Origin of the sequence: Anabaena sp. PCC 7938 (assembly GCF_049315035.1) — a bacterium.
GTDB classification, from domain to species: Bacteria; Cyanobacteriota; Cyanobacteriia; order Cyanobacteriales; family Nostocaceae; genus Anabaena; species Anabaena cylindrica.
The window spans coordinates 1,135,358-1,160,470 of sequence record NZ_CP186034.1; the positions used below are offsets into that span (position 1 = coordinate 1,135,358).

A 25,113-nucleotide genomic window follows, 5' to 3' on the forward strand; every position below is an offset into this window, starting at 1 on the left:
TTGATTTTTTTGCGAAATCTCTTTTACATAACTTGAAACCTCAAATTATGAAATTCAAAACTCGTATCCTCAAAACTCTCACTCTCTGCGTCTCTGCGTCTCTGCGTGAGACAAAATCCTATTTTCGTGATCTCAATAGATATAAATTAAAGCTAAAGCGTAAATATAAAACTGTTAAAATCATTTTAGCTGTAATACTAATGTGTTTGGTAGTACGTTTACTACCTTATTTTGCGCCAATTCATAGTATAGATATTGCCCAAAAGCAATTAGCTATGCAGTTTACAGATCGTAATGGTTTACCCTTAGGAACATTACTCACTCATGATCAAGAACATACAGCAGTTATACCATTAACTCATGTTTCACCCCAATTTATCAATGCCATTTTAGCTGCTGAAGATGGTAGCTTTTATCAACATGGGGCGTTGGATATGAAAGCAATTATCCGCGCTATCAAGGAAGCTGTTCAAGCGAAAAAAATTGTTTCCGGTGCTTCCACAATTACCATGCAATTAGCGCGAATGTTGGATAATTCTCCCCGAACTTTATCAAGTAAATTATCTGAAATTTGGCTATCTTGGCGGTTAGTTGCAGGAATGAATAAAGATGAAATTCTTTCTGCTTATATTAATCGTCTACCTATGGGGGGAAATATTTATGGTGTGGAAGCAGCAGCACGGACTTATTTTTCTATTTCTGCAAGTGATTTAAATTTAGCCCAAGCTTCTCTTTTAGCGGCAATTCCTAATAATCCTACTTATTTTAATCCTTATGAACATTGGGAACGTTTAAAGAAAAGGCAGAAATATGTTTTAAATCAAATGGTGCAGAATAAATATATTACTGAAGAGGTAGCTGAACGCATATATACGGAAAAGGTTGTTTTTCAATCTCGTGAACAGGGAATTATTGCAGCACCGCATTTTTTGTTTTGGTTAGCAACGGAAATAACCCCACCCCTAACCCCTCCCCGCAAGCGAGGAGGGGGACTGGAAAAGGAAATGGAATTATTTTCTCGCAAGCGAGGAGGGGGACTGGAGGGAGAGAGACTGGAATCTTCTCCTATTCAAACTACGATAAATCGTCCTTTGCAGCAGTTTGTGGAAGCACAGGTACAACAGGTTATTGATTCCCTTGCTGCTAATAATGTCCATGATGCAGCTGCGTTGATAATTGACAACTACTCTGGGGAGGTTTTAGCTTACGTCGGTTCGCCTGATTATTTTAATGATGTGAAATTAGGACGAAATGATGGAGTACAAGCGTTGCGTCAACCTGGTTCAACTCTCAAACCGTTTGTGTATGAATTAGCTTTGGAAAAAGGTGTCATTAAACCTAATTCTATTTTGGCAGATGTGCCTTCTCATTACGCAATTCCGGGGGCGAAATTATATAGCCCTACAGATTATACTAACAGTTTTCTTGGCCCGGTGCGGGTACGTGTTGCTTTAGCAAATTCTTTAAATGTACCTGCGGTAAAGGTGTTGGAAAAGGTTGGTGTGGAAACTTTCTTAAATCGGTTGCATGAGTTGGGGTTTGCACATCTAAATCAAAGTGCTGAATATTACGGTTTGGGTTTGACTTTGGGCAGTGCAGAAGTGAGTTTGTGGGAACTCGCTAGGGCTTATGTGACTATGGCCAGAATGGGCAAAAGTACGCCTTTAGTGACTATTTTAAATAATTTCCCAGTCCCCAGTCCCCAGTCCCCAGTCCTCAATTCCGCAAATTGGCAGTTAATTATTGATATGTTGAGCGATCGCTATGCTCGTGCTACAGCTTTTGGTGTAGACTCGGTGTTAAATTTGCCTTTCCCTGCGGCTGTGAAAACTGGCACTTCATCAAATTATCGTGATACCTGGACAGTTGGCTTTACCACTGATTATACTGTTGCTACTTGGGTAGGTAATTTCAACGGCGAACCGATGCGTCAAGTTTCAGGTGTGACAGGTGCTGCACCTTTGTGGAACAGAATTATGTTACATCTGCACCAATATCAAACACCGACAGATTTTCCACCTCCAGATGGGTTAATCCAATTGCCTGTTTGTGCTAATTCTGGGTTAAAACCTAAACCTGACTGTACTTCGATAGTACAGGAATATTTCTCGCCAGCAGATAAAATTGCCTACGAAAATCCTGCTGATTTCCATTTATCACCTGAGTATGATGAATGGTTAGCAAGACAACCACAATCAAATTATCATGCTGATAAGTTTAGGATTTTATCTCCTCATAATGGGGATTTGTTTGTGGTTTATCCTGATGAGAAAGGTCAGCAAAAACTAGAATTTAAACTGGTTAATAAATCTAATCTGCCTATAGAGTGGTGGCTAAATGGTAGGCAGTTATCTACACAATCAACTAATGCGTTATTTTGGCATTTACAACCCGGCAATTGGACTCTAGAAGCCAGAAGTGGGGAGATGAGTGATAGGATAAATTTTCAAGTTGAGTTGGCAAATACAAAACCCAATCGTCAAGGTTTTTCTGTAATCAATCCTACAGTTTTTCCACATTCTAGAGATTGATTAATTTTTCATCAAAAACACAATGTTTTTCCGGAAATTGTTTGTGAAAATTGATCTAATAAATTAGAACTGAAGTTTTTATCAACTGTATCTAGCTATGACTAACACACAAGAGAATAAATCTGCCAAAAAGACAAAACAGTCTTTTCCTGCTGTTGATATTGGCACTCCTAAAGTGCCAGTTCGCAAAAGCAATGCGGTGAAAAAGCAAAATCGTGAATTACTCAGCGACTGGGAACACGCGAGTTAATTCTCAAAATACAGGTAATAGGTGACAGTTGACAGGTGACAGGTGACAGGGAAGAGTAAAATTTAAGTGGTTAACTTAACAGAAGACAGTACAGGCAGAGAAAGCGTTAAATTGAGGTAAAAGTCAAGACTGTACAATAGTGCTTTAGCTTAAGTCAAACATGAAAGTAGCAATTACTGGTGCAACAGGATTTGTCGGTAGTCGTTTAGTAGAACGACTGCATAATGAAGGTCATAGAATACTAGTGTTAAGTCGGAATACTAACTCTGCCCACAAAGTTTTTCCTTCTCAGGCTTTCCCAAATCTCGAAATTATGGGCTATACACCAGGTGTATCTGGTGCTTGGCAAGATGCTATTGCTGGTTGTGATGGTGTGGTTAATCTGGCAGGAGAACCCATTGCTGAGGAACGTTGGACACCACAACGTAAGCAGGAAATCCTCAACAGCCGCAAACTGGGTACACAAAAAATTGTTGAAGCTATAGCTAAGGCTAACCCCAAACCAAGTGTGTTAGTGAATGCTTCGGCTATTGGCTACTATGGCACTAGTGAAACCACTACTTTTGACGAAAACAGCCCTTCAGGTCAAGATTTTCTAGCACAAGTCTGCCAAGAGTGGGAAGCAGAAGCACAAAAGGTAACAGATACTGATGTGCGCTTGGTAATTTTGCGTTTTGGTATTGTTTTAGGTCATGGTGGTGCTTTGGGGAAAATGATTACTCCCTTCAAACTCTTTGCAGGTGGCCCTATTGGTAGTGGTCGGCAGTGGTTTTCATGGATTCACATAGACGATATAGTTAACTTAATTCTGCAAGCTTTAACTAAGCCAAATATAGATGGTGTATATAATGCAACCGCTCCCAATCCTGTGCGGATGACAGATTTAAGTGCAACTATGGGACAGGTGATGAATCGTCCCTCATGGTTGCCTGTTCCTTCTTTTGCTTTAGAAGCGATGTTGGGAGATGGGGCAATTGTGGTTTTAGAGGGTCAAAAAGTCTTGCCTAGACGCACTCAAGCAGCCGGTTTTGAGTATCAATATCAAGATTTGCCATCAGCATTAACGCAAATCCTTAAATAATTCGTAATTCAATTTTGGATTTTGAATTTTAGATTGGTAATGGGTAATTGGTGATTGGTGATTGGTGATTGGTGATTGGTGATTGGTAATTAAATCATATTCCCTATTCCCTATTCCCTATTCCCTATTCCCTATTCCCTATTCCCTGCTATGACTCATTTTTCATGAATTTCTTAGAAACCCAACTGGTAATTCCGCTGAGAATTGCACCACCCATAAGGATGCCAATAGCGGGGTTAAATAGTGGTATCCACAGTTTATGCCATAAATCTAAACCGAGGTTGATTCCAGATGCATTACCAACAACTGCCACAGCAAACCAGATAAAACCTAAAATCACCAGGAATACATCTGCAACTAAAACTAAGTTGAGCCAATTTAAGAGTTTGTCTTTCATTTTCTATAAGCTTCGAGAATTAATTATTATAATTCGCAATTCCTATTTAATTACGAATTACGAATTACGAATTACGAATTACGAATTATTCAAATAGCCATTTTTTGACTTTTACCAAACTCTGCCAATCTGGTTTTCTAGTTAAGCCATCTTCAATGCTATTTTTAACTTCCGTTTGCCATTCTTCATTGACAAAAATCAACTGTTGTGCAAAGTCAATGTGTTCGCGCAGACCTTTTTGTCCTGTTTCCAGCATGGCTAAAGCGAGATTAATTCTGGCTTGTGGGTCTTGGGGATTTAATTTTACTGCTTTATTTGCAGCTTTGTAAGCTAAGTTGGCTTTGTTATCGAGTAGGTATAGCCAGGAAAGACAAATCCAAGCGGAACTAGCTTTGGGAGAGCGATCGCACACCTCTTTAAATACAGGGATGAGCGATTCTACCGATTCTCCTGCTTTATAACGTTCTAAACCTGTATCAAACAGTTCTTCAATTTTGATAGTCATTGGTCATTGGTCATTGGTTATTGGTCATGGGGACAGGGAACAGGGAACAGGGAACAGGGAAAAATTAATTCAAAATAGTGCCGAATGAAACCCACTTGCACAACATTCAAAAGTTTCTACCTATTGCCTATTGCCTTTGTCCTCTAACACCTGACCATTGACTATATTACACCCCGAAAGATTTCCCGCAACCACAGGTTTGGGAAGCGTTGGGGTTAGTGAATTGGAAGCCACCGCCAATCATGGCATCACTATAATCGAGCATTAACCCGTAAAGATATAATAGGCTTTTGCGATCGCACACAATCTTGAAGCCATCATAATCAAAAACATCATCCTGGGCAGTGATCTTACTAGTGTCTTCAAAATCCATCATGTAAGACATCCCAGAGCAACCACCTTGACGGACTCCTACCCGTAAACATAAATCCTGCCCCTGCTTACCTTGGAGCGATTTTACCTGGCGCAATGCTGACTCGCTCAACAGAATGCCGCGTTGTTGAATATCAGTTGCTTGTGTCATTTGCTATTGTCACTCCTTAATTATTATAACGATTACCAGGTATATGCTGTTAATAGCCCCTGGGTTGCTCTTGCAAGTATTATTCCATTCTAACTGCATTAACAAGTACAGACGTTAAATTCTCAACACTTCGTCAACAGCAGATAAAGGTTTTTATTCTAGAATTGAGAGATTCGGTGTATTTGGAGTATTTTTATCTTTTCAGTTTTGGAGCCGTCTGAGTAACAACCACTTTTCAGGAGTGCTGAGTCCTGAGTAAAAAAGGAAAATTAATTGTCCTCATCCTCTGGCTGTGAAGTCCCTACCTTCAGGTATGGAAAAAGAAAAAATTATTCCCTTAGTTTTAACTATGGAGTGACTCGTTACTCAGTACTCGTTACTCAGCATTTATTTACTCACCACTACCCACAATTTACTTCTTCTTAAATAGCTTTTTTGATTAACTTTACTCTATGACAAGTTTTAATCGCTCTACCAGTCGTCGGTTGAAGAAATTAACCCAAATTCCTTCTATATGGGAGGGCGATCGCCGTCCGTTATCGTCATCACAAACCCAACCCAGTGAAGCAAACGAATCTAAGGGAGAATGCATTCTCTGGGTAGATGGCTCTCAAGGTATTGTTAGAGGTATGGATGTGGTATCTCCAGAACTAGGCCCAGAAGCTATAGTTCGTACCTTAATGCGAGCGATGGAACATCCACACAGTCCAGCTAAACCCGCTAGACCGCAAAGAATTGTGGTGAAAGATCGGGAAATTCAATTTTATCTGCGTGGGGTATTGCAAGATTTGGATATTGCCATTGACTACACACCAGAATTGCCTTTAATTGATGAACTATTTCGCTCCTTTGCGGATATTCTCGATAGCCAAATCCCCGATTTACCTCCCCAGTATGCACAAATATTGAGAAAGAAGGCTTTTGCAACTTGGGAAGCAGCACCTTGGGAATTTATAGAAGAACAACAAATCTTATCCATAGAGATTAATAAATGGGATGTAGGAAAAGTTTATGCCTCAGTGATGGGAATGCTGGGGATGGAATATGGAATTTTGTTTTATCGCTCAGAAGATTCTCTCAAACGGTTTCGTGCAGATGTTTTAAGAGATGAAGAGTCTGGACAAGGTTTAGAAGAAGCTTTTCTGAAGCAAGATTGTTTGTTTCTCACCTTTGAGCAAACCGACGAAGATGAAGATGAGGACGAAGATTTAGCAGAATTACCCCTATCGGAAATTGAACCCACTTTTGGTAATATTCATCCTTTAGAAGGATTACGATCTGTTTTATACGACGATGAAGCACTTGTAGTTTTTGTGGCTCTAGAAAGCTTACTCCGTTTTATTCGTGATTACCGTCATCAGTTATATGAAGATGACTTCCCTCCTCTTAATCGGCGTTATCGCATTTCTTTGCCTCATTCAGATGAAGATACTAAATCAGTTTCTGTCACTGTCTCTACCATGCCAGAGTTGGCAGCAGAGTTAGAGGAAATGGCCGGTTTTGATATCTCAGATGAAGATGATATTGATTCCACAGCCTTCCATTCCTTGCGAGATGATTTAATTCCAGAAGACTCTTTCCTCAGTTTGGGTGTGATTTCTTGGGAGGTTTTAGAGTCCTTGCGTCGGGAAGTAGATTATCATCCAGCAGATGTAATCAATCAAGTTGGGGATGGATTACCCGTGATTTTGATTCAAACTTCTCGTCCTAAGGCAAAAACCGTGATTGAAAAGATTGAGGCATCTGAGGGACTGAAAGCTATTTGCTTTAATCCAGGAGCTGATCCTTTTGATGGCGATCGCTATGATTTGGGTTTGTTACAAACCAATAATCAAGAATTATTCCTATTTGGCGAATTTTTAGATAACGATCCCATTCATGTTGAAGCCAGGAAAAAATGGAATCAACGCTGCAAAAATACTCAAGGCTATTGCGGTTTGATTATTTCTAAAGGACTGACAGGCGCTTCCCGTGGGAATCCTCAGTTAAAAGATATGATGGCTCTATTTGAAGCGCGATCGCTCCGTCCCGAAGATTTGGGGATCGGTACTCTCCAACTGATGCCGGAACTGGAATTTGAATAATACTTGATGTAGTTACCACAGGTAAATACCTCATTAGCACTGAGTTCACGAGTCCAGGTTTAATCTGTGGTTATCTACAATTACCGAAGATGTTTATTGCTGCATAATTAATGGAGAGTTGAAAATAATTAGTAGTGCATTATCTATACCTTGAAGAAGCGAAAATTCTTTATCGAAAATTCTTAATGATATTAGGAACTTTGCTATTTCCTGGAAGCAAATTCTGATACTATCGTTTTTTACTTTTGCAATCGAATTCTTTATCCATCCATTAATAAACAGCAACCTGCATGATAATGACAAATAAAAAATGGGCCGTTAAACGTATAACTGTTAACCTAGCAACACAGGAAGCAGAAAAGCTAGAAAAATATTGTCAACAAACAGGTAGACCAGCTACTGATATCATTCGAGAACTGATTAGAAGTTTACCTCTTTCTGAAGACTCTAAGGAGAAAAGCTGAGGAAATAGGAGAGATGGGTAGATAGGGAAGATGGAGAAAATGGAGAAAATGGAGAAGGTATTGATCTTTCTTCTGGCTCCTGCCCGTTTGATTTCGGGTTTTGATTAGCGAAGCGGACGCAGGGTAGCGACTATTTTAATTTTAGATTGTTCAATCCAAAATCTAAAATTCTCCTGTCTCCTGTCTTCTGCCTCCTGCCTCCTGCCTCTTGTTTCCAGCTAAATAGGAAATTCCGACACCAAGGCAGTTACAATTTGTAAAGAAACTGATAGCGCCGTGTGGCGTAAGCCATAAAGGAATAAGGGAATGCGTGTTGCAATTGTAGGTGCAGGACTAGCTGGACTGGCAGCTGCGGTAGATTTAGCTGATGCGGGTTGTGAGGTGCAAATTTTTGAATCTCGCCCGTTTATAGGTGGAAAAGTTGGCAGTTGGGTAGATGGTGATGGCAACCATGTTGAAATGGGGTTACACGTATTTTTTGGCTGCTACTACAATCTATTTAGGTTAATGGAGAAGGTGGGATCTGGTGATAATTTACGCCTAAAAGAACATAGTCATACTTTTATCAATAAAGGTGGGCGCACAGGGGCTTTAGATTTCCGTTTTATCACAGGTGCGCCCTTTAATGGGTTAAAGGCGTTTTTTACAACTTCCCAACTTTCACTCCAGGATAAATTCCAAAATGCGATCGCACTCGGAACTAGCCCCATCGTCCAAGGTTTAATAGACTTTGATGGGGCAATGAAAACTATCCGCAAATTAGATAAAATCAGCTTTTCAGACTGGTTTTATAGTCATGGGGGTAGTAAAGGCAGCATCAAACGTCTATGGAACCCCATCGCTTACGCCCTTGGTTTTATAGATTGTGATAATATTTCTGCCCGTTGTATGTTGACAATTTTCCAGTTTTTCGCAGTCAGAACTGAGGCTTCAATTCTGCGGATGCTGGAAGGTTCACCACAGGAATATTTACATAAACCGATTGTTGAATACTTAGAAGCTAGAGGCACTAAAATATATACCCGTCGTCAAGTGCGGGAAATTCAGTTTGCCGAATCTAATGTTCTTGGGGGAGAAGAAACCCACGTTACAGGTATATTAGTTGCCCAAGGTGATACAGAAGAAGTTATCACCGCTGATGCTTATCTCTGTGCTTGCGATGTACCGGGAATTCAGCGCGTTTTACCCCAAGCATGGCGCAAATGGTCAGAATTTGATAATATTTATAAACTTGATGCTGTCCCAGTCGCTACAGTACAGCTACGCTTTGATGGTTGGGTGACGGAACTAGAAGATGACCAAAAGCGGAAACAATTAAATCATGCGGCTGGTATAGATAATTTGTTATATACCGCAGATGCAGATTTTTCCTGTTTTGCTGATTTAGCTTTGACTAGCCCCGCAGATTATTATCGTCCTGGAGAAGGTTCGTTGTTGCAACTGGTATTGACACCGGGAGATCCCTTTATTAAACAAAGTAATGATGCGATCGCACAACACGTCCTTAAACAAGTCCATGAACTGTTCCCTTCATCCAGAGATTTAAACATGACTTGGTACAGTGTAGTAAAACTGGCTCAGTCTCTCTATCGGGAAGCACCAGGAATGGACGCTTACCGTCCAGACCAAAAAACACCTATACCTAATTTTTTTCTAGCAGGTAGTTATACTCAGCAAGATTATATTGACAGCATGGAAGGCGCAACTATTTCTGGAGGACGTGCAGCTAAGGTGATTCTGGAAAATGTGAAGAAATAGGGAATGGGGAATAGGGAATAGGGATTTAATTACCAATCACCAATTACCAATTATCAATCACCAATTACCAATTATCAATTATCAATCTAAAATCTAATGGCTGAATGGTTAGAGCATAGTGTGCAGGTAGAAGTTGAGGTTCCTATAGAATTAGTATGGAGCCTCTGGTCTGATTTAGAGCAAATGCCTCGTTGGATGAAGTGGATTGATTCGGTGAAAATTTTACCAGATGATCCAGAGATATCCCTGTGGAAATTGAGTACTGGTGGTTGGGATTTTACCTGGAAATCTCGCATGCTCAAAATTATTCCTAATCAAATTATCCAATGGGAATCAGTTGATGGTTTACCAAATCAGGGTGCAATTCGCTTTTATGATCGCCATACTAGCAGCGTTGTCAAAATGACTGTTTCCTACGCTATTCCTGGATTTTTGGGCAAACTCATGGATAATTTGTTTTTGGGAAAGGTGGTAGAGTCCACTATTCAAGCAGATTTGGAGCGGTTTAAGGAATACGCTTTGAATAAAGTCTGAGACAAATATATTTTCTCTAGGACTTACCCAAAAAGGTGGTGAAAGTCGTGATCTACCGTAGGGGTTCAGAGGGAACAGAAAAAACTCATGTTTAGAAACATGAGATTGAAATAATGACACTGTTTTTTTTGACTGAGCTTTAAACTCAGAACTAAAGTTTCTTATCTGTCCCCTATTCCCTGTTCCCTTTTTTGTAATTATTAAAACATCATAAATAAAATGGTAATTAAAATTATATATGCTAAACATACTGACAGGCAATCTAGTCCTGATTTACAAAAATTAAGAAACTCTTGATAAATTAGGTGATTGTCTAAAAAATAATGATTATCACTTGAGAAAAGGAGTCAATATGTTTACTTTTAAGAATACACTTGTATTTCTCTATAAAATCTTAAATCGTTTTATCCCTACACAATGTAACAGATATCAATATAACTACAATTATCTAGAGCCTTTGGCTATGACGGATATTCCTGAATTACCAATAATCAATTTTCCTTTATTACCTAAAGATGAACTTCCCAGCGCTCAATGGCTGGGTTTATTATTAACTGTCATCACCATTCTTAATCTCAACAATACCTCTAAATCTACTCATGGCAATGCAAAAAATATTCCTAATAGTGACAGCCAAACTGATCAATCATTTTTAGATAACAAGCTTAGTTCTTTAAAAAACATCAACAACAACATCAGTACGATTAGAGATCAAGAAGATTCTGATGATTATTTAAACAGCTATATTTCAGATTTATTATTAACATTAAAACAAATTGATGATAATTTAAACCTTGATGAGCAAATTCATCCGTATCTCCAGCAAAGACTTTTTGAACAAGCCAATAAAGATATAAAAGTAGTAAAAGTAGAAAAACAATTTACAGATTTATTAAATAAAAATCCTCAACCAGTAGTAGCCAAATCGAATAAAGAATCTACCAAAGCATTTTTTAAAGAAATTATCAAATACAATGCCAAATTATTAGAATTAGCTGAACATCAAACTCCAATTGCAGAAACTTCTGTAGAAATATCTAAAAACTCTGAAAATGGTCTTGAGGATTTCGACAAACAATTTAGAGTGATATCTAAACCAGAAATTGCTAATAAATTCCAAGAAGATTTAGTTTTTGCTTATATGCAGGTAGCTGGACCTAACCCAGTCATGCTCAAGCAAATCAAACAAATAGATCCGCGCTTACCAATTACTGACGAAAAATACCAAGAAATTATTACCCAAATCGCAGGTATTGCCGATTCTCTGGAAGCAGCAATACAAGAAGGTCGGCTTTATTTAGCAGACTATGATTTATTAAATAACTTAGTAGATGGTAGTTTTCCTCAAGCACAAAAATATGTTGCTGCTCCCATTGCGCTATTTGCTGTACCGCCGCTGAGTAGTTCATCTCGTTATCTATTACCTATAGCAATTAGTTGTCAGCAGTCTATATTTACACCCCTGGAAACAGGAACTTGGATGACTGCTAAGAACATTGTGCAGATGGCTGATAGCAACTATCACGAGTTGGTAAGTCATCTAGGCCGGACACATTTAGTTATTGAGCCTTTTATTGTTGCAACTAATCATTTACCCAATAATCACTTAATCAAACAACTCCTGAAACCTCATCTTCAGGGTACTGTCCTCATAAATTATGGCGCTCATAAATCTTTAATAGCACCAAAAGGGATTATAGATTCACTCTTAGTTGGTACTATTGAATCTGAACAAAAATTAGCAATTAAAGCAGCACAAAGTTATTTGTTTAATTTTCATGAGGTAGCATTTCCTGATACTTTAAATAGTCGGGGCGTTAATAATGCTGACCAGCTACCAATTTATCCTTACCGAGATGACGGAACATTAATTTGGAATGCTATTTATAAATGGGTTTATGCCTATTTAAGTTATTTTTATACGAATGATGGGTTAATTTTTGCTGATAAAAATTTACAGCGTTGGTCTGGTAAATTAGCTAGTCCCAAAGGGGGACGGTTGAAAAATTTTGGTGAGGATGCAGAAGGAAAAATTAAAACACTAGATTATTTAGTTAAAACAATCTCGACGATTATTTTTACAGCCAGCGCTCAACACGCTGCTGTGAATTTTCCGCAACGTGGAATGATGATATATACGCCAGCATTTCCTTTCGCTCGCTATACTCCAGCACCAACAAATTCCCAAGAATCGGAAGATTTTATCAATGGTCTACCATCGCTAGAAAAAGCACAAGAACAGATAAATATCCTCTATTTGCTCGGTTCTTTATACTACACTAAGCTGGGTGAGTATCCCACATCAATTTCTCAAGGCAACCAAAAATTGAAAGTTGCTTTGCAGGATTTTCATCAAGATTTACAAGAAATTGAGCAGAGAATTAATCAACGAAATAGTGAAAGGATGATAGCTTACAAGTATTTATTGCCTTCCAGAATTCCGCAAAGTATCAACATTTAGGGCTAGGAGTCAGGAGTCAAATAGAACTTACGCAATAAAACCTCTCAAACTCTTATTTCTCTGCGTCCTCTGCGGTATGTCTTCGACACGCTTCGCTTTAGCGATACGATTTTCCGTGACTGGTGCGTAAGTCCTATCAAAAATAATATGGAGTAAGCTTTTTAGCGATTGCGAACTGTTGGTTTATTTACGCTGTGCTGTACTAGCCATTAATTACCAAGTTGGATCGCTAAACAAATTAATGGTCAATTTCTCCTTTTCTGGTGGAACTGGAGTAATGCAAGCACGAATGACTTCCCCATCATCTAGTTCGACTGTGCAAGCATGACAAGTCCCCATTAGACAACCAGTGGGAATGGAGACTCCTGCCCGATCTGCTACATCTAACAGGGATTCTCCTACTTCAGCATTAACGGTGACATCATCTGGTAAGAAGTGGATGCTAATACTCATGAGATAAGTGTTTATCTAAGACAAAAATGGAGTTAGGTTTAAATGGCTTTCAATTTGAGTGGCTAAAGAGTCCAAAATTTGCTCTCGCTGTTCTCGATAATTAGCAACTCCTGTGGGTAAAGATTTCAAGCCGCGCTGTTGACGGAGACGGTTAAGCCAAGCACGTCGCCAAGGGCCATTATCAAACAAACCGTGTAAATAACTGCCCCAAACAGATTGACAACTATCCACTAGTCCTAAATTAATATCATCAAATAGGGGTTGGTAGGCTTTAGAATCTATTTCTGGCTGTTCTATGCGCGATCGCCCTTGATGAATTTCAAATCCATTTACAGGTAAGCCCATTTGCGGATAATTGGAAGTAACTTGACGCTGACGAGCAATTTTTTGTCCTGTCATTACTGTTTTGATGGGTAATAAATTTAACCCTTGAAACCTACCAGCTTGTCCCTCTACTCCTTCTGGATCTGCTATCATCTGACCTAGCATTTGATAACCGCCACAGATACCTAAAACTGTTCCCCCAGAAGCAGCATAATGTTGAATGGCTTCCGCCATGCCGCTTTTTTGCAAAACTATCAAGTCGGCAATTGTAGTTTTTGTTCCTGGTAGAATTACTGCGTCAGGATGCCCTAAATCTTGCTTGGGACTCAAGTATTTTACTGAGACTGAAGATTCTGATTCCAGTGGATCAAAGTCGGTAAAATTGGCTATTCTCGGTAAACGAATAACGGCTATATTCAGTTCAGCTTGGGCTTTATAAGGTTTGCGTTCCAATAAATCTAGGGAGTCTTCAGCAGGAAAAACTTCTTCTAAATAGGGGATAACGCCAACTACAGGAATACCAGTGCGCTCTTCTAACCATTTGATTCCCGGTTCGAGAATTGAACGTTGTCCTCGGAATTTGTTAATAACTACGCCTTTAATTAAAGCGCGTTCGTCGGGGTCAAGTAATTCTAGAGTTCCGACTACATGAGCAAAAGCGCCTCCTCGGTCAATATCAACTACTAAAAGTGTGGGTGCATTTAAATGTTTTGCTACCCGCATATTAGTTAAGTCGCGGTGCTTGAGGTTAATTTCTGCTGGACTACCTGCACCTTCACAAACTAACATATCAAATTCTGTGGCTAGGTGTTGTAGACATTCTTCAATTGTCCGCCAACCCAGGTCAAAATATTGCTCGTAATAATCTGTAGCACTAACTTTACCTATAGGTCTGCCCTTGAGGATGACTTGAGATGTCATATCTCCTTGGGGTTTAAGTAAAATTGGGTTCATTTCTACTGAAGGAATGACTCCCGCAGCCCAAGCTTGCACCGCTTGAGCGTAGCCTATTTCTCCTCCGGTGGGAGTAACATAAGCATTTAAAGCCATATTTTGACCTTTAAAGGGAGCTACTCGCCAGCCACGACGGGATAAAATGCGGCAAATAGCTGTAGTTAACAGTGATTTCCCTGCGTGGGATGTTGTCCCCACTACCATAATTGCTTTCATAATTTGACTATTAGTATTTTTGGCGATGGTGCGGCAATTGGAGGATTGAACCCTGTTATAGCAATTTGCTGATCAAACTTTAAAAAGAGCAGATCAATACATAGGGTTAAGTTTGCTACTTCTTTACCCCAGTTTTTACTTTTCCTTGCTTATCTTAACCGGTTAATTTTTAATCTAGAATGGTAGTCGAAACCAACGAGTTAGGGCATCATCTAAGCGATCGCACCATGACGGTGTACGCCAATTATGTTCGGTAATTTTTTCTAGCAACTGATGACCAAGGGGAGTGAGGCGAAAACCGTCTGTAATGCCTTGTCCATCGACTTCTCGCCGTAGGACTCCGACTTCAATCAACCAATCGAAAGCGTTATCACAGTTCAATTCTGATAAAGGGCGTTTGGTGTAACCTTGTTTAACACCTTTTTCCATAGCGATCGCACTCACGGAAACACTCTGAGTCCGCATGGCTGTAAATAAACTGAGATCAAAGGGTGAACAAATGAGCGATCGCTCGGCTCTTAAGAGTGTTTTTGGGGTATAAACAAAGGGTTTAGGGTTGGAAAAATCAATAGTAGGCATAGGTAACAGGTGACAGGTGACAGGTGACAGGTGAAAGGAAGAGGTAAGAGCTAGAAAAGGTTATTTTCTGTTGTCTGTTCCCAGTCACCTGCTGTATCAGGAATCAAAGCAGATTCCCATAACAATTTCTATAAATATTGTAAATTACTGTAAAATTTCAAGTGCATCAACAATCTGAAACAGGAAAGGTTAATTATGCCACTAGCAGTTGGTACAGATGCGCCTGCATTTACCGCTAAAGATACAAACGGCAACACAGTTTCATTATCTGATTTTGCTGGTAAGACGGTAGTTGTGTATTTCTACCCCAAAGATGATACGCCAGGCTGCACCAAACAAGCTTGTAGTTTCCGGGATGCCCAACCTGAATATCAAGGTAAAAATGTTGTGGTATTGGGAGTTAGTGCTGATGATGAGGCTGCCCATCAAGCATTCACCGCTAAATATAATCTGAATTTTCCCTTACTAGTTGACACCGACAAAGCCCTCATCAGCGCTTTTGATGTTGATGGTGGCGGTTATGCCAAGCGCGTCACTTTCGTAATTGACCCCAATGGTAAAATCATTCATGTTGACAGTGCTGTGAACACTAGTACCCACGCTAGTGATGTTTTAGCAGTACTGGGCTTGTAGTTTTTCATAACAGCACTCAGCTAACTGACCGAATTTTAGATTTTCAATCTAAACAAATCCAAAATCCAAGATTGTTTGACCTCAACTCCCACCAAATCAAGGTTAGGAGTTGAGGTTTTGAGTTTTCATTTATCTGACGGTAATAATAGCCTCGATGGTGTATTTTCTCCAGATGTAGTCAAGGTTGAAGATGGATTTTGCCGTTGCTGACCTTGAATTAGTTTTTCTTGTCTAGCTTTAAATGCTGCTGCTGCGTCATCCAACTTTTGATTCTGTTGATCAGGATTCCAGTTGAGTGTTCCAAAATTGGCCTGATGAATCAGGTTAAACATATTGAAATCTGAACCATTACCGGAGAAATTGGTATTGCGTTCGCTCTCCAAACCACCAAGAGGTTGATTAAGATCAGCTAAACTAGGTTGTGCTACTAGCAGGGAAGCAAAGCTAATTCCCGCAAAAGTCGCAACTAAAATTTTGTGAACTGGTAAAAATGGTCTTTTCATGAAATTTCCCCTCGTATTTGACTGAGTTAATGATGCTTCTATCTTAAGCAAGAGTTTTGCGTAATTGGGGTTGAATGGCGAGTAAAGCCACCAACGCAAAACCTACTAAGACTAACAATGCTCCCCCAAAGGTAACATCACCCCAAAAAGCGTGCATGACGATATCATTTAATCCCCAAGTGCTATGAAGGTATAAATAGCGAATTGGTTCAATTGCATAGCTAAGAGGATTGAGGGTAGCGATGACCTGCAACCAACTAGGCATAAAGGATAATGGTGCTAAAGCTGTGCTGGCGAAGAGTAAAGGCAGGTTAGTAACAAAAATTACTGCGATCAGTTCAATGTGACCGGGTAAAGCAAAAGCCAAACCGAGAGAAATAGCGGTGACACCCAAAGCCAGAAGTAAGACAATGAGAGCGATCGCACTTAACCCAGCCGCATCCGGTAAACCAGCCCCTAAAAACGCCGCTGCTGCCACAATTACAGCCGCTTGCAGTAAACTTTGGCTAATAATAAAGATAGCAGAGGCAAAGACAATCGAGAAGCGAGAAGCTAAAGGTGCAACCAGTAACCGATTTAAAAAACCAAATTCCCTGTCGAACATCACAGGTAAACCGGCATTCAAAGCCCCAGCAAAAGCGGTAAAAACAATTACACCAGCTGCCAAAAATTGACCGTAATTTGTCGTACTTCCAAATAAACCTTTAGGGGCATTTTGAAATAATGCACCAAATAAAACCAACCACATCACCGGTTGAATAATTCCTGCTACCAGACTAGAAGGACGGCGTTGTAATTGGATAAATAGACGACGAGTTAAAGCCAGAGTTTCTTGAACTAATTCACCAAAGAAACTGGGAGTGGTTTCAGTAACAACCGTAGGTGCGGCTAATTGTTGCCAATTCATATCAGTCTTCATAGCGATTTTGTCCAAAGTTCAAATACACAGTGATAAAATTAATCAGTAAAGATTATAAATATTCTGCAATTTTTAATAAGCAAAGAATATTTATAATTCTTAACACCATATTATAACAAAAAATCATTGATAGACTATTCACAAATTAATCACCTACAGCGGATTTCATTTAAATGAGATACAAACTTGAACAATGAAACTTTTGTGGTGCGGGCATCTTGCCCGCTAGATATGTACCTTATAACCGCGAAATCCGCTGTAAGTCAATTAGTGTTTTTTGTGTTTCGATAAACTCTCTGATTAGAGTAATCAACAGTTAAAGTTTTATGACTCGACAGCCACATGATCAATTTGCAAAAGAATATTTACAGGAGTTATTAACTTCTTTAGGTAATGCAGAAACCGGCAAAGATGTTAAAAGCGAAGTTCGGGAAATAGATGTTTGGTTTGTTCCCAATAATTCAAATCCGTCTGATAAGTTGGAATTAGAATTATTAGCAAAAATGGCAGTCACAAGCTGTCTATTTGAACCGTTTCGTAATGCTCCAAGTGAAATAGAGATTAGGAGTTGTTTGCTAAAATTATATACCGTTCATAGCGATTTATTGCGACAAGCTAAACGAGAAAAACGGTCTATATCTGAAGGACAATTACCATATTTATGGATTTTAACCCCTTCATGTTCTGTGAGAATGCTGAACGGATTTAGCGCACAACTGCAAAACTCACCTAGTTGGGGTGAAGGGGTTTATTTTTTGCCAGAATTCTTAAAAACAGCTATTGTTGCTATTAATCAGTTACCGACTAGTCCAGATACTCTATGGTTAAGAGTGTTGGGAAAAGGAAAAACCCAAAAACAAGCTGTAGAAGAATTGGTTAAACTATCAGAAGATACTGAAAAATGGGATCACCTACTAGAGATTTTAGCGTCTTGGCGCAAAAATATAGAAGTGACAGATAATGTAAATGATGAAGAGAGAGAATTAATTATGAACTTATCACCAGCGTATCTCAAACAACGGGAAGAATGGCGACAAGAAGGACTGCAAGCAGGACGACAAGAAGGTAGACAGGAAGGTAGTTTAGACGGACAGCGTTTGATGGTAGTGAGTTTACTAACAGGTCGTTTTGGCGCTATAGATGAGAAATTATCTGCAATTATTACTCCTATCATGGAGCTTTCTCTACCGGAAAGGACTGACTTACTACTCAATTTGTCGAATATTTCGCGTGAGGAATTATTAGCTAGGTTTGGAAGTTGATTGCACTAAAATTGCGAGGATTTAGGAATTAGGAGAAAAAAATCTTCTTTCCATCTCTCAATTCCTAATTCCCAATTAAACTATCTCATATTTTGCTTTTTCTCCGCTTTAGGATCACGGTTAGCAACAGCAGCTAATTCCGCATCCATCAAAGTTTTTCCAGTTGCAGCCAGATAAACATCATCTAAACTAGGACGAGATTGAGCAATACCAAAAATCGGTAAACCGACATTATTTAAGGCTTGCTGAATAGTAATTAAAGCATCATTTTGGGGTGTGACTACCAAATTTAAGGAGTTACCTTGGGCGTTATTGATGATGATTTCGTGAACAAAAGGTAACGCCTCCAACAGATTTTTAGCTTTGTCTGCCTCGTCGCTGGGTGAAAATTCGCGGATACGGAGAGTAATGCGATCGCCCCCAACTTGGTCTTTTAACTGCGAAGGTGTACCATTAGCAATAACTAGACCGCGATCTATGATTGCTACCCTATCAGCTAAAGCATCAACTTCTTCTAAATAATGGCTGGTAATCACAACCGTTGTTCCCGCAGCGCGTAACTTCCGCAGAAATTCCCATACTACGAAACGGCTTTCAATGTCAAGCCCTACCGTTGGTTCATCCAACACCAACACATCTGGAGAATGAAGTAAACCAGCAGCCAAATCTAAGCGTTTGCGTAAACCACCAGAATAGGTGCCGGTTTTTTTATCAGCGTATTCTTGTAAACCCAGTAAATCTAATACATTGTTAATCCGCTGTTTGATAACTGCACGAGGAAGATGATAAAGTGCCGCTTGCAATTGCAGCAACTCCTTACCCGTCAGCATCTTATCTAAAGCCACTTCTTGAGCCACATAACCCAGCTTTTGCCGTGCTAGTTTGGGATTAGCTAACGCCGAAATTCCCGAAACCTCGATTTTGCCAGCATCAGGGGTTGTCAGCGTACACAAAGCCCGGAGAGTGGTAGTTTTCCCTGCACCATTGGGCCCGAGTAAGCCAAAGATTTCCCCAGGTTGTACCTGAAAGGAGACATCTTTGACAGCCTCAACAGTACCGTAGCATTTTTGTAGATTTTCAATTAAAACGGCGGGAGCCATGACAGCTATAATCCCTAACTATACAATTCTCAACAATCTATCTTCTATTGTACGAGTTGGGCGTTAGCTGTGATGAGTTCTGTTCTACTATTCTTGAGAAAATTTAGATTTTGCCAATCTTAGGGCTAAAACCGCTGAATTTTATGCTTACCCAGAATCAAAGAGGAACAACCCTGTATGGGGATGTGCTTATCTACGGAAAGGATTTTCTAGTATAATTTGGGACTTTTTAGATATTCTCCCATAGGAGTTATTAAACTTTTCCGACTTTATTTATTTTTCTAGCAGTGGTTTCTTGATGAATCAGGCATAATTGTATCTTGCAAATTTGCACCCTTGAGGTTAGCACCTTGAAGATTTGCACCTCTGAGGTTAGCACGCTGAAGATTTGCACCTGCTAAATTTGCATATCTTAAATTACTCCAACTTAAATCAGCATTCGTCAAATTAGCCTCACTCAAATTAGCTTTGAATAAGTATGAACTCCCCAAATGCACTCTAGTTAAATTAGCTTTAGACAAATTCGCTTTGTAAAGGTAAGCTGTCATTACTTCTGCGTCATATAAATTAGCTTCACTCAGGTCAGCAGCAATTAAATTAGCACCAATTAAGTTAGCAAAACTCAGATTACTGCGGATGAGCTTGGCCGCTGCTAAATCTGCATCATTTAATATAGCGTTGCTAAAATCAGTACCAATCAAATTAGCATCTGTGATCACAGCATTTCTGAGATTGGCATCACTCAAATTAGCACCGATTAAATTTACCTGGCTTAAATCGGCCTGTGTCAAGTCTGCACCGCTGAAATTAGCAATACTCAAGTTAGCTTGACTCAGGTTAGCTTCAATTAGCTTGGCTTGAGAAAGGTTAGCATTGGTTAAATTCGCAAACATCAAATTTGTGCGTACTAGTAAAGCGTGACTTAAATCTACTTTGGTGAAATTAACTCCTTGGAGATTTGCACCCCGGAGGTTTTCCCCTTGCAAATTAGCGGTGCTGAGGTCTATTTCAATTTGGGGATTTTGCTTTCTCCACTCTATCCATGTAACTGCACCTGCTTGAAGTAAGGCTAAATGCTTTTGATTTACCATTTTTGCTCCTTTATTCCTGACGCTGACTCTGGGGTGTACGACCAGGTACATTTTCAATTGCTGTTAAAGCTCCTGCTGCACCGGCTAAAATATCTCTTTCATGTCCACCTAAATAAAGCCGGCCAAAGCTACCTACGGCTTGTACTTCTAAAATGTTAATTGCGGCTGCTTTCTCGGCTTCATTGGCAGCTAGGGCAGCGTAAGCAGCTGGTTCAACTTCTAATACATACAGTGTTTGTCCTGCGAGTAGCAGTTGTCCTCTGCGTGTGCGGTTAATCAGTTGGGTTTGGTAAGCATCAATATTGCGAATAATCTGGCTAGAAACTACACGGGGTTTGAGACAGTCTTCTTTTTTGACTCCCAGCATTGCTAAAATAGCTTGGCCTGCGGCTCGTGTTTCCCCTTGAGAACCAGAATGAATTTCTAAGAGTCCATACAATCTTTCTACTACCTGTACTCCTGGACGGACAGAAGCCGACTTAAGGGCAACATCTGTAATTTTATTAATTTCGATACCTGGTGAAATTTCAATCCACAGGGATGTATCCCCTGGTAATGGTAAGAATCCTTGGGCTACTGTTCCCATATATGCGGCGTGTTGAGGTTGCAGATTGTCTAGAAATACAAAACTGCGTAGTTCTATGCCCAAGGTTTCGCTCTCCAGTCATGAGGGTAAATGTTCTCTATATGCAATATATGAGTTTACGATAAAAGCTACATGAGCAAAATAGAATCTGAGGTTGAAGGTACTGATTAATTATTTTGCTGCTCTGCTTCCCTGCCCCTTAGCCTCCCCAGATGTGGCAAAATAAAGAATTGTAATCACAAAAGTATTGTTAAGGTAATTTAGTGACTTCAACTGCTCAAACTAAAGTAAGTGCGCGTCGCGCGGTCTTTCCATTTACAGCAATTGTCGGCCAGGAAGAAATGAAACTGGCATTGTTGTTAAATGTGATTGATCCCAAAATTGGTGGTGTAATGATTATGGGCGATCGCGGCACCGGCAAATCTACAACCATCCGTGCTTTGGCAGACCTGCTGCCAGAAATCCCCGTAGTCGCTAACGACCCCTTCAATAGTGACCCCAATGACCCGGATTTGATGAGTGATGAAGTCCGTCAATTACTAGCAGAAGGGGGAGAAATTCCCATAGATCATAAAAAGGTGCAAATGGTAGATTTACCATTAGGCGCAACTGAAGACCGGGTTTGCGGTACTATCGACATTGAAAAAGCTTTATCTGAAGGTGTGAAAGCTTTTGAACCAGGGCTACTAGCCAAAGCTAACAGAGGGATTCTTTATGTTGATGAAGTCAACTTATTAGATGACCACTTAGTAGATGTACTTCTCGATTCTGCTGCTAGTGGTTGGAACACTGTGGAACGGGAAGGTATTTCTATCCGTCACCCAGCGCGGTTTGTTCTGGTTGGTTCGGGAAATCCAGAAGAAGGGGAATTGCGTCCCCAGTTACTCGACCGTTTTGGAATGCACGCAGAAATTCACACGGTGAAAGAGCCGGCTTTGCGGGTGCAAATTGTGGAAGAACGGGGAGAATTTGACCAAAATCCTGCCGTATATTTAGAACAACATAAAACTCCCCAGGAAGCATTACAACAGCAAATTGTCAATGCTCAGGAATTATTACCAAAAGTTAACCTTGACTATGACTTGAGGGTAAAAATTTCGGAAGTTTGTTCAGAATTAGATGTAGACGGTTTGCGGGGTGACATTGTTACCAACCGCGCTGCTAAGGCTTTAACCTCATTTGAAGGACGGACAGAAGTTACAGTTGATGATATTCGACGGGTAATTACATTATGTCTGCGTCACCGTTTGCGGAAAGACCCCTTGGAATCCATTGATACTGGCTATAAAGTTGAAAAAGTGTTTTGTCGCGTTTTTGGTGTGGAATTACCAGAAGACTCAGCACAGAAAAACGGCACAGGTATGAAAACTGGGGTTAGGTAATGGGTGATGGGTGATGGGTGATTGGTGATGGGTAATTGATAAAACTAATTTTACCTATTCCCTATTCCCTATTCCCTCCCACAACTACATAATTGATTCTGCACAATTACTTTATATAATATTATGAGATTTTTAAATATGTGTATCAACACTGTTATTTTATCTAGTCAATATAATCCCCCGCGATTTATTGAATTATTGATGCTTTCTCTAGCGATCGCAATGCTGGGAATTACAACCATAGTCCCAGATCTGGCTTATCTAGTGCTGGGCTTGAGTTTCGTCGTCGGTGCATCTATTTCTATTTTAGTGCGGGAATGGATATCTACAATAGCCCACGCTAACCCACCCTCGCCTCAAAGATTTATTACGCAATTAACAGCATTGCTGTTACTGGGTATCAGTATTTATGGTTTTGCGGATTTAATTCGGACTCTATAAACGGATTAGACATAGGAGTGAAAATGATTTTAGAGACGTTCCGGTGGAACGTCTCTACAAGGGTTTCAAGCCACGCACATTTAATTACCACCAGATGTCTATTTGATGTTGATGTTTTTTTAGACCGGCTTGCCAAGAAAGTGTACATAAGTTATTACTAAAGAAAAAACGATTAATTTATGAAACTCAGCTTGTGCATGATTGTCAAAAATGAGGAAATTAACCTACCAAAATGTTTGCAAAGTGTCAAAAATGTGGCAGACGAAATTGTAGTTCTCGATACAGGTTCAACTGATAAAACTCCCCAAATTGCTGCACAGTTTGGCGCAAAAGTACATTATTTTCAATGGTGTAATGACTTTAGTGCTGCTCGTAATGAAGCTTTAAAATATGTGACGGGAGACTGGATTTTAGTATTAGATGCTGATGAAAGTCTGACACCAGAAATAGCGCCTTATTTGCAAGCAGCAATTAATATAGAAGATTATTTATTAATTAATCTTGTCCGTCAAGAAGTTGGTGCGACTCAATCACCTTATTCTTTGGTTTCTCGACTCTTTCGCAATCATCCAGATATTCGCTTTGAACGCCCTTATCATGCGCTAGTTGATGATAGTATTACGTCAATTTTAACTAAGGAAACCTATTGGCAAATTGGCTATTTACCAGAGGTGGCTATTCTCCATGCTGGCTATCAAAAAGCTGTAATTAATCAACAAAATAAATATGCGAAAGCCGCAGCCGCTATGGAGGAATTTTTTGCAGCTAATCCCCATGATGCTTATGTTTGTAGTAAGTTGGGAGCTTTGTATGTGGAAATGGGTAAAATTAATGAGGGAATGGAATTATTAAATTATGGTTTAAATCAGGCAATGGGAAAACGCAGTTCTACAAAAAAAACACCCTTGCACTGGCTGAAAGATTCTCAATTAAATAAAGTCGAAAATGCTATTAATCAAGATATAAATGAAACTAATTATGATATTTTGTATGAGTTAAATTATCATTTAGGAATTGCTCATACACATTTAAAGAATGTACCTCAAGCAATTTCCCATTATCAAGCTGCTGTGAAATTGCCGATTTATCCTCTGTTGAAGTTGGGAGGATATAACAATTTAGGAAATTTACTCAAAGCTACGGGAGATTTGCCAGGAGCAAAAATTGCTTATGAAACGGCTATAAAAATTGACTCTAGTTTTATAACTGGTTATTACAATTTAGGGATGGTATGTAAAGCTATGAATTTATTTGCTGAGGCTATTGATTGTTATGACCAAGCTATACAATTAAATCCTGATTATGCAGAAGCTTATCAAAATTTAGGGGTAGTGCTGTTGAAAGTCGGCGATGTTGAAAATAGTTTAGCGGCTTTTGAATATGCGATCGCTCTCCATGAGCAACACAATCCCCAAGAAGCACAACGTCTGTGTCAAGGATTACAACAAATGGGATTAATTCGTAATTCGTAATTCGTAATTCGTAATTATCTCCTATTTTCCCTGTTCCCCTTTACCTCATGACTTCTGTCATATTTTAATACGGACTAAAGTCATGGTTGCATTAGTGACTTTAGTAACTAGTAAATTCAAAATTAAACTTATAGGATAACTGGTGTGACAAGTCAAACAATAACAAGGTTTGATTTACAACCTGAAATAAGTTGTTGACAGGAAAATTTCGATGAAAAAAATTATTACTGCTATCACTGGTGTCATGCTTGCTATACCTTTAGGCATGACTATTCTACCAGAATCAGCATCAGCACAATATAGACAAGTACAGGTTGTTCAACGTCGAGTTGTTAATCGTGGACCTGTAAAAGTTATTCAACGTCGAGTTGTTAACCGTAGACCTGTACAAGTTCAAACAAGACGTAGAGTCTGGGTTGCTCCTTATTGGACGCAACAAAATGGACGGAGATTTCGGGTTCCTGGTCGCTATGTGTGGAGATAATCATAGCCAGAAGGTTGGTGCATTTACCCCATGCTGAGTTTTAAGTATACACCCAGTTAACCTGAGTTCGACATAAGATAATTTGTGGAAAACTCGCCCCCAGTAGGAGTTTCAAACCCTTATTCT

General features: G+C 39.6%; 25 protein-coding genes. 14 read left to right on the forward strand and 11 right to left on the reverse strand.

The window, feature by feature from the left end:
• The first annotated feature begins 47 nt into the window (after window positions 1-47).
• The 3 genes from ACOWPH_RS05510 (at window position 48) to ACOWPH_RS05520 (ending at window position 3,862) form a co-directional block, all read left to right on the forward strand.
• A complete protein-coding gene (locus tag ACOWPH_RS05510) occupies window positions 48-2,531 on the forward strand; it encodes a penicillin-binding protein 1C (protein ID WP_015214421.1) in 2,484 nt (827 codons plus the stop codon).
• 97 nt (window positions 2,532-2,628) lie between these two features.
• Window positions 2,629-2,781, forward strand: a complete 153-nt coding sequence (locus ACOWPH_RS05515) for a hypothetical protein (protein WP_015214422.1) — start codon at window positions 2,629-2,631, stop codon at window positions 2,779-2,781.
• A gap of 160 nt (window positions 2,782-2,941) precedes the next feature.
• The gene (locus ACOWPH_RS05520) at window positions 2,942-3,862 is read left to right on the forward strand and encodes a TIGR01777 family oxidoreductase (protein WP_015214423.1); all 921 of its coding nucleotides are present in this window, start codon (window positions 2,942-2,944) and stop codon (window positions 3,860-3,862) included.
• Between the two features lie 148 nt (window positions 3,863-4,010).
• Here the strand turns inward: ACOWPH_RS05520 and ACOWPH_RS05525 are convergent, their stop codons facing one another.
• The 3 genes from ACOWPH_RS05525 to ACOWPH_RS05535 all read right to left on the reverse strand — a co-directional run bounded on the left by ACOWPH_RS05525 (window position 4,011) and on the right by ACOWPH_RS05535 (window position 5,287).
• The gene (locus ACOWPH_RS05525; protein WP_015214424.1) at window positions 4,011-4,259 is read right to left on the reverse strand and encodes a hypothetical protein; all 249 of its coding nucleotides are present in this window, start codon (window positions 4,257-4,259) and stop codon (window positions 4,011-4,013) included.
• A gap of 85 nt (window positions 4,260-4,344) precedes the next feature.
• Window positions 4,345-4,764, reverse strand: coding sequence for a tetratricopeptide repeat protein (locus ACOWPH_RS05530; protein ID WP_015214425.1), 420 nt, complete (start codon window positions 4,762-4,764; stop codon window positions 4,345-4,347).
• Between the two features lie 166 nt (window positions 4,765-4,930).
• Window positions 4,931-5,287: an iron-sulfur cluster assembly accessory protein gene (locus tag ACOWPH_RS05535; protein ID WP_015214426.1), complete on the reverse strand. Its 357-nt coding sequence runs from the start codon at window positions 5,285-5,287 to the stop codon at window positions 4,931-4,933.
• A 452-nt stretch (window positions 5,288-5,739) separates the two neighbouring features.
• Here ACOWPH_RS05535 and ACOWPH_RS05540 point away from each other — a divergent pair, with 452 nt between their 5' ends.
• From ACOWPH_RS05540 to ACOWPH_RS05560, 5 genes are all read left to right on the forward strand, one after another.
• Window positions 5,740-7,371: a DUF6930 domain-containing protein gene (locus ACOWPH_RS05540; RefSeq protein ID WP_015214427.1), complete on the forward strand. Its 1,632-nt coding sequence runs from the start codon at window positions 5,740-5,742 to the stop codon at window positions 7,369-7,371.
• A 290-nt stretch (window positions 7,372-7,661) separates the two neighbouring features.
• Complete coding sequence (locus tag ACOWPH_RS05545) at window positions 7,662-7,835, forward strand: ribbon-helix-helix protein, CopG family (RefSeq protein WP_015214428.1); 174 nt, start codon at window positions 7,662-7,664, stop codon at window positions 7,833-7,835.
• Between the two features lie 306 nt (window positions 7,836-8,141).
• Window positions 8,142-9,593, forward strand: a complete 1,452-nt coding sequence (gene zds, locus ACOWPH_RS05550; protein ID WP_015214429.1) for a 9,9'-di-cis-zeta-carotene desaturase — start codon at window positions 8,142-8,144, stop codon at window positions 9,591-9,593.
• A gap of 96 nt (window positions 9,594-9,689) precedes the next feature.
• Complete coding sequence (locus tag ACOWPH_RS05555) at window positions 9,690-10,127, forward strand: SRPBCC family protein (protein ID WP_015214430.1); 438 nt, start codon at window positions 9,690-9,692, stop codon at window positions 10,125-10,127.
• A 352-nt stretch (window positions 10,128-10,479) separates the two neighbouring features.
• The gene (locus tag ACOWPH_RS05560; protein ID WP_015214431.1) at window positions 10,480-12,588 is read left to right on the forward strand and encodes a lipoxygenase family protein; all 2,109 of its coding nucleotides are present in this window, start codon (window positions 10,480-10,482) and stop codon (window positions 12,586-12,588) included.
• Between the two features lie 213 nt (window positions 12,589-12,801).
• Here ACOWPH_RS05560 and ACOWPH_RS05565 read toward each other — a convergent pair whose 3' ends face one another.
• The 3 genes from ACOWPH_RS05565 to ACOWPH_RS05575 form a co-directional block, all read right to left on the reverse strand.
• Window positions 12,802-13,041, reverse strand: coding sequence for a 2Fe-2S iron-sulfur cluster-binding protein (locus ACOWPH_RS05565; RefSeq protein ID WP_015214432.1), 240 nt, complete (start codon window positions 13,039-13,041; stop codon window positions 12,802-12,804).
• 15 nt (window positions 13,042-13,056) lie between these two features.
• On the reverse strand, window positions 13,057-14,535 hold the full coding sequence (gene cobQ, locus ACOWPH_RS05570; protein ID WP_015214433.1) for a cobyric acid synthase CobQ: 1,479 nt from the start codon (window positions 14,533-14,535) through the stop codon (window positions 13,057-13,059).
• 174 nt (window positions 14,536-14,709) lie between these two features.
• Complete coding sequence (locus ACOWPH_RS05575) at window positions 14,710-15,114, reverse strand: Npun_F0494 family protein (protein WP_015214434.1); 405 nt, start codon at window positions 15,112-15,114, stop codon at window positions 14,710-14,712.
• A gap of 195 nt (window positions 15,115-15,309) precedes the next feature.
• Between ACOWPH_RS05575 and ACOWPH_RS05580 the strand changes: the two genes are divergently transcribed.
• Complete coding sequence (locus ACOWPH_RS05580) at window positions 15,310-15,747, forward strand: peroxiredoxin (RefSeq protein ID WP_015214435.1); 438 nt, start codon at window positions 15,310-15,312, stop codon at window positions 15,745-15,747.
• 125 nt (window positions 15,748-15,872) lie between these two features.
• Here ACOWPH_RS05580 and ACOWPH_RS05585 read toward each other — a convergent pair whose 3' ends face one another.
• Window positions 15,873-16,250 (reverse strand): hypothetical protein, encoded by a 378-nt coding sequence (locus tag ACOWPH_RS05585; RefSeq protein ID WP_015214436.1) that lies wholly within the window; start codon window positions 16,248-16,250, stop codon window positions 15,873-15,875.
• A 43-nt stretch (window positions 16,251-16,293) separates the two neighbouring features.
• Entirely contained in the window at window positions 16,294-17,169 is an 876-nt protein-coding gene (locus ACOWPH_RS05590) for an ABC transporter permease (protein WP_015214437.1), read from the reverse strand.
• A gap of 326 nt (window positions 17,170-17,495) precedes the next feature.
• Here ACOWPH_RS05590 and ACOWPH_RS05595 point away from each other — a divergent pair, with 326 nt between their 5' ends.
• A complete protein-coding gene (locus ACOWPH_RS05595) occupies window positions 17,496-18,431 on the forward strand; it encodes a hypothetical protein (protein ID WP_015214438.1) in 936 nt (311 codons plus the stop codon).
• A gap of 80 nt (window positions 18,432-18,511) precedes the next feature.
• On the opposite strand, the gene ACOWPH_RS05600 is transcribed toward ACOWPH_RS05595, so the two are convergent.
• The 3 genes from ACOWPH_RS05600 to ACOWPH_RS05610 all read right to left on the reverse strand — a co-directional run bounded on the left by ACOWPH_RS05600 (window position 18,512) and on the right by ACOWPH_RS05610 (window position 21,271).
• Window positions 18,512-19,531 carry an ABC transporter ATP-binding protein gene (locus ACOWPH_RS05600; protein ID WP_015214439.1) on the reverse strand — a complete coding sequence of 340 codons (1,020 nt, stop codon included), beginning with the start codon at window positions 19,529-19,531 and terminating at the stop codon, window positions 18,512-18,514.
• Between the two features lie 281 nt (window positions 19,532-19,812).
• Complete coding sequence (locus ACOWPH_RS05605) at window positions 19,813-20,622, reverse strand: pentapeptide repeat-containing protein (protein WP_015214440.1); 810 nt, start codon at window positions 20,620-20,622, stop codon at window positions 19,813-19,815.
• A gap of 10 nt (window positions 20,623-20,632) precedes the next feature.
• Window positions 20,633-21,271 carry a microcompartments protein gene (locus ACOWPH_RS05610; RefSeq protein WP_015214441.1) on the reverse strand — a complete coding sequence of 213 codons (639 nt, stop codon included), beginning with the start codon at window positions 21,269-21,271 and terminating at the stop codon, window positions 20,633-20,635.
• Between the two features lie 200 nt (window positions 21,272-21,471).
• On the opposite strand from ACOWPH_RS05610, the gene bchI reads away from it, so the two are divergent.
• The 4 genes from bchI to ACOWPH_RS05630 all read left to right on the forward strand — a co-directional run bounded on the left by bchI (window position 21,472) and on the right by ACOWPH_RS05630 (window position 24,987).
• Window positions 21,472-22,590, forward strand: a complete 1,119-nt coding sequence (bchI, locus tag ACOWPH_RS05615; RefSeq protein WP_015214442.1) for a magnesium chelatase ATPase subunit I — start codon at window positions 21,472-21,474, stop codon at window positions 22,588-22,590.
• 123 nt (window positions 22,591-22,713) lie between these two features.
• Window positions 22,714-23,031 (forward strand): hypothetical protein, encoded by a 318-nt coding sequence (locus tag ACOWPH_RS05620; RefSeq protein WP_042464908.1) that lies wholly within the window; start codon window positions 22,714-22,716, stop codon window positions 23,029-23,031.
• A gap of 179 nt (window positions 23,032-23,210) precedes the next feature.
• Complete coding sequence (locus ACOWPH_RS05625) at window positions 23,211-24,503, forward strand: tetratricopeptide repeat protein (RefSeq protein ID WP_081593683.1); 1,293 nt, start codon at window positions 23,211-23,213, stop codon at window positions 24,501-24,503.
• Between the two features lie 211 nt (window positions 24,504-24,714).
• Window positions 24,715-24,987, forward strand: coding sequence for a hypothetical protein (locus ACOWPH_RS05630; protein WP_015214445.1), 273 nt, complete (start codon window positions 24,715-24,717; stop codon window positions 24,985-24,987).
• Window positions 24,988-25,113 lie beyond the last annotated feature (126 nt).

Bases quoted from the DNA above. Each gene is read 5' to 3' on its own strand.
- ACOWPH_RS05510 (WP_015214421.1), top strand. From the start codon at position 48: ATGAAATTCAAAACTCGTATCCTCAAAACTCTCACTCTCTGCGTCTCT.
- ACOWPH_RS05515 (WP_015214422.1), top strand. From the start codon at position 2,629: ATGACTAACACACAAGAGAATAAATCTGCCAAAAAGACAAAACAGTCT.
- ACOWPH_RS05520 (WP_015214423.1), top strand. From the start codon at position 2,942: ATGAAAGTAGCAATTACTGGTGCAACAGGATTTGTCGGTAGTCGTTTA.
- ACOWPH_RS05525 (WP_015214424.1), bottom strand. From the start codon at position 4,259: ATGAAAGACAAACTCTTAAATTGGCTCAACTTAGTTTTAGTTGCAGAT.
- ACOWPH_RS05530 (WP_015214425.1), bottom strand. From the start codon at position 4,764: ATGACTATCAAAATTGAAGAACTGTTTGATACAGGTTTAGAACGTTAT.
- ACOWPH_RS05535 (WP_015214426.1), bottom strand. From the start codon at position 5,287: ATGACACAAGCAACTGATATTCAACAACGCGGCATTCTGTTGAGCGAG.
- ACOWPH_RS05540 (WP_015214427.1), top strand. From the start codon at position 5,740: ATGACAAGTTTTAATCGCTCTACCAGTCGTCGGTTGAAGAAATTAACC.
- ACOWPH_RS05545 (WP_015214428.1), top strand. From the start codon at position 7,662: ATGATAATGACAAATAAAAAATGGGCCGTTAAACGTATAACTGTTAAC.
- zds (WP_015214429.1), top strand. From the start codon at position 8,142: ATGCGTGTTGCAATTGTAGGTGCAGGACTAGCTGGACTGGCAGCTGCG.
- ACOWPH_RS05555 (WP_015214430.1), top strand. From the start codon at position 9,690: ATGGCTGAATGGTTAGAGCATAGTGTGCAGGTAGAAGTTGAGGTTCCT.
- ACOWPH_RS05560 (WP_015214431.1), top strand. From the start codon at position 10,480: ATGTTTACTTTTAAGAATACACTTGTATTTCTCTATAAAATCTTAAAT.
- ACOWPH_RS05565 (WP_015214432.1), bottom strand. From the start codon at position 13,041: ATGAGTATTAGCATCCACTTCTTACCAGATGATGTCACCGTTAATGCT.
- cobQ (WP_015214433.1), bottom strand. From the start codon at position 14,535: ATGAAAGCAATTATGGTAGTGGGGACAACATCCCACGCAGGGAAATCA.
- ACOWPH_RS05575 (WP_015214434.1), bottom strand. From the start codon at position 15,114: ATGCCTACTATTGATTTTTCCAACCCTAAACCCTTTGTTTATACCCCA.
- ACOWPH_RS05580 (WP_015214435.1), top strand. From the start codon at position 15,310: ATGCCACTAGCAGTTGGTACAGATGCGCCTGCATTTACCGCTAAAGAT.
- ACOWPH_RS05585 (WP_015214436.1), bottom strand. From the start codon at position 16,250: ATGAAAAGACCATTTTTACCAGTTCACAAAATTTTAGTTGCGACTTTT.
- ACOWPH_RS05590 (WP_015214437.1), bottom strand. From the start codon at position 17,169: ATGAAGACTGATATGAATTGGCAACAATTAGCCGCACCTACGGTTGTT.
- ACOWPH_RS05595 (WP_015214438.1), top strand. From the start codon at position 17,496: ATGACTCGACAGCCACATGATCAATTTGCAAAAGAATATTTACAGGAG.
- ACOWPH_RS05600 (WP_015214439.1), bottom strand. From the start codon at position 19,531: ATGGCTCCCGCCGTTTTAATTGAAAATCTACAAAAATGCTACGGTACT.
- ACOWPH_RS05605 (WP_015214440.1), bottom strand. From the start codon at position 20,622: ATGGTAAATCAAAAGCATTTAGCCTTACTTCAAGCAGGTGCAGTTACA.
- ACOWPH_RS05620 (WP_042464908.1), top strand. From the start codon at position 22,714: ATGAGATTTTTAAATATGTGTATCAACACTGTTATTTTATCTAGTCAA.
- ACOWPH_RS05625 (WP_081593683.1), top strand. From the start codon at position 23,211: ATGAAACTCAGCTTGTGCATGATTGTCAAAAATGAGGAAATTAACCTA.
- ACOWPH_RS05630 (WP_015214445.1), top strand. From the start codon at position 24,715: ATGAAAAAAATTATTACTGCTATCACTGGTGTCATGCTTGCTATACCT.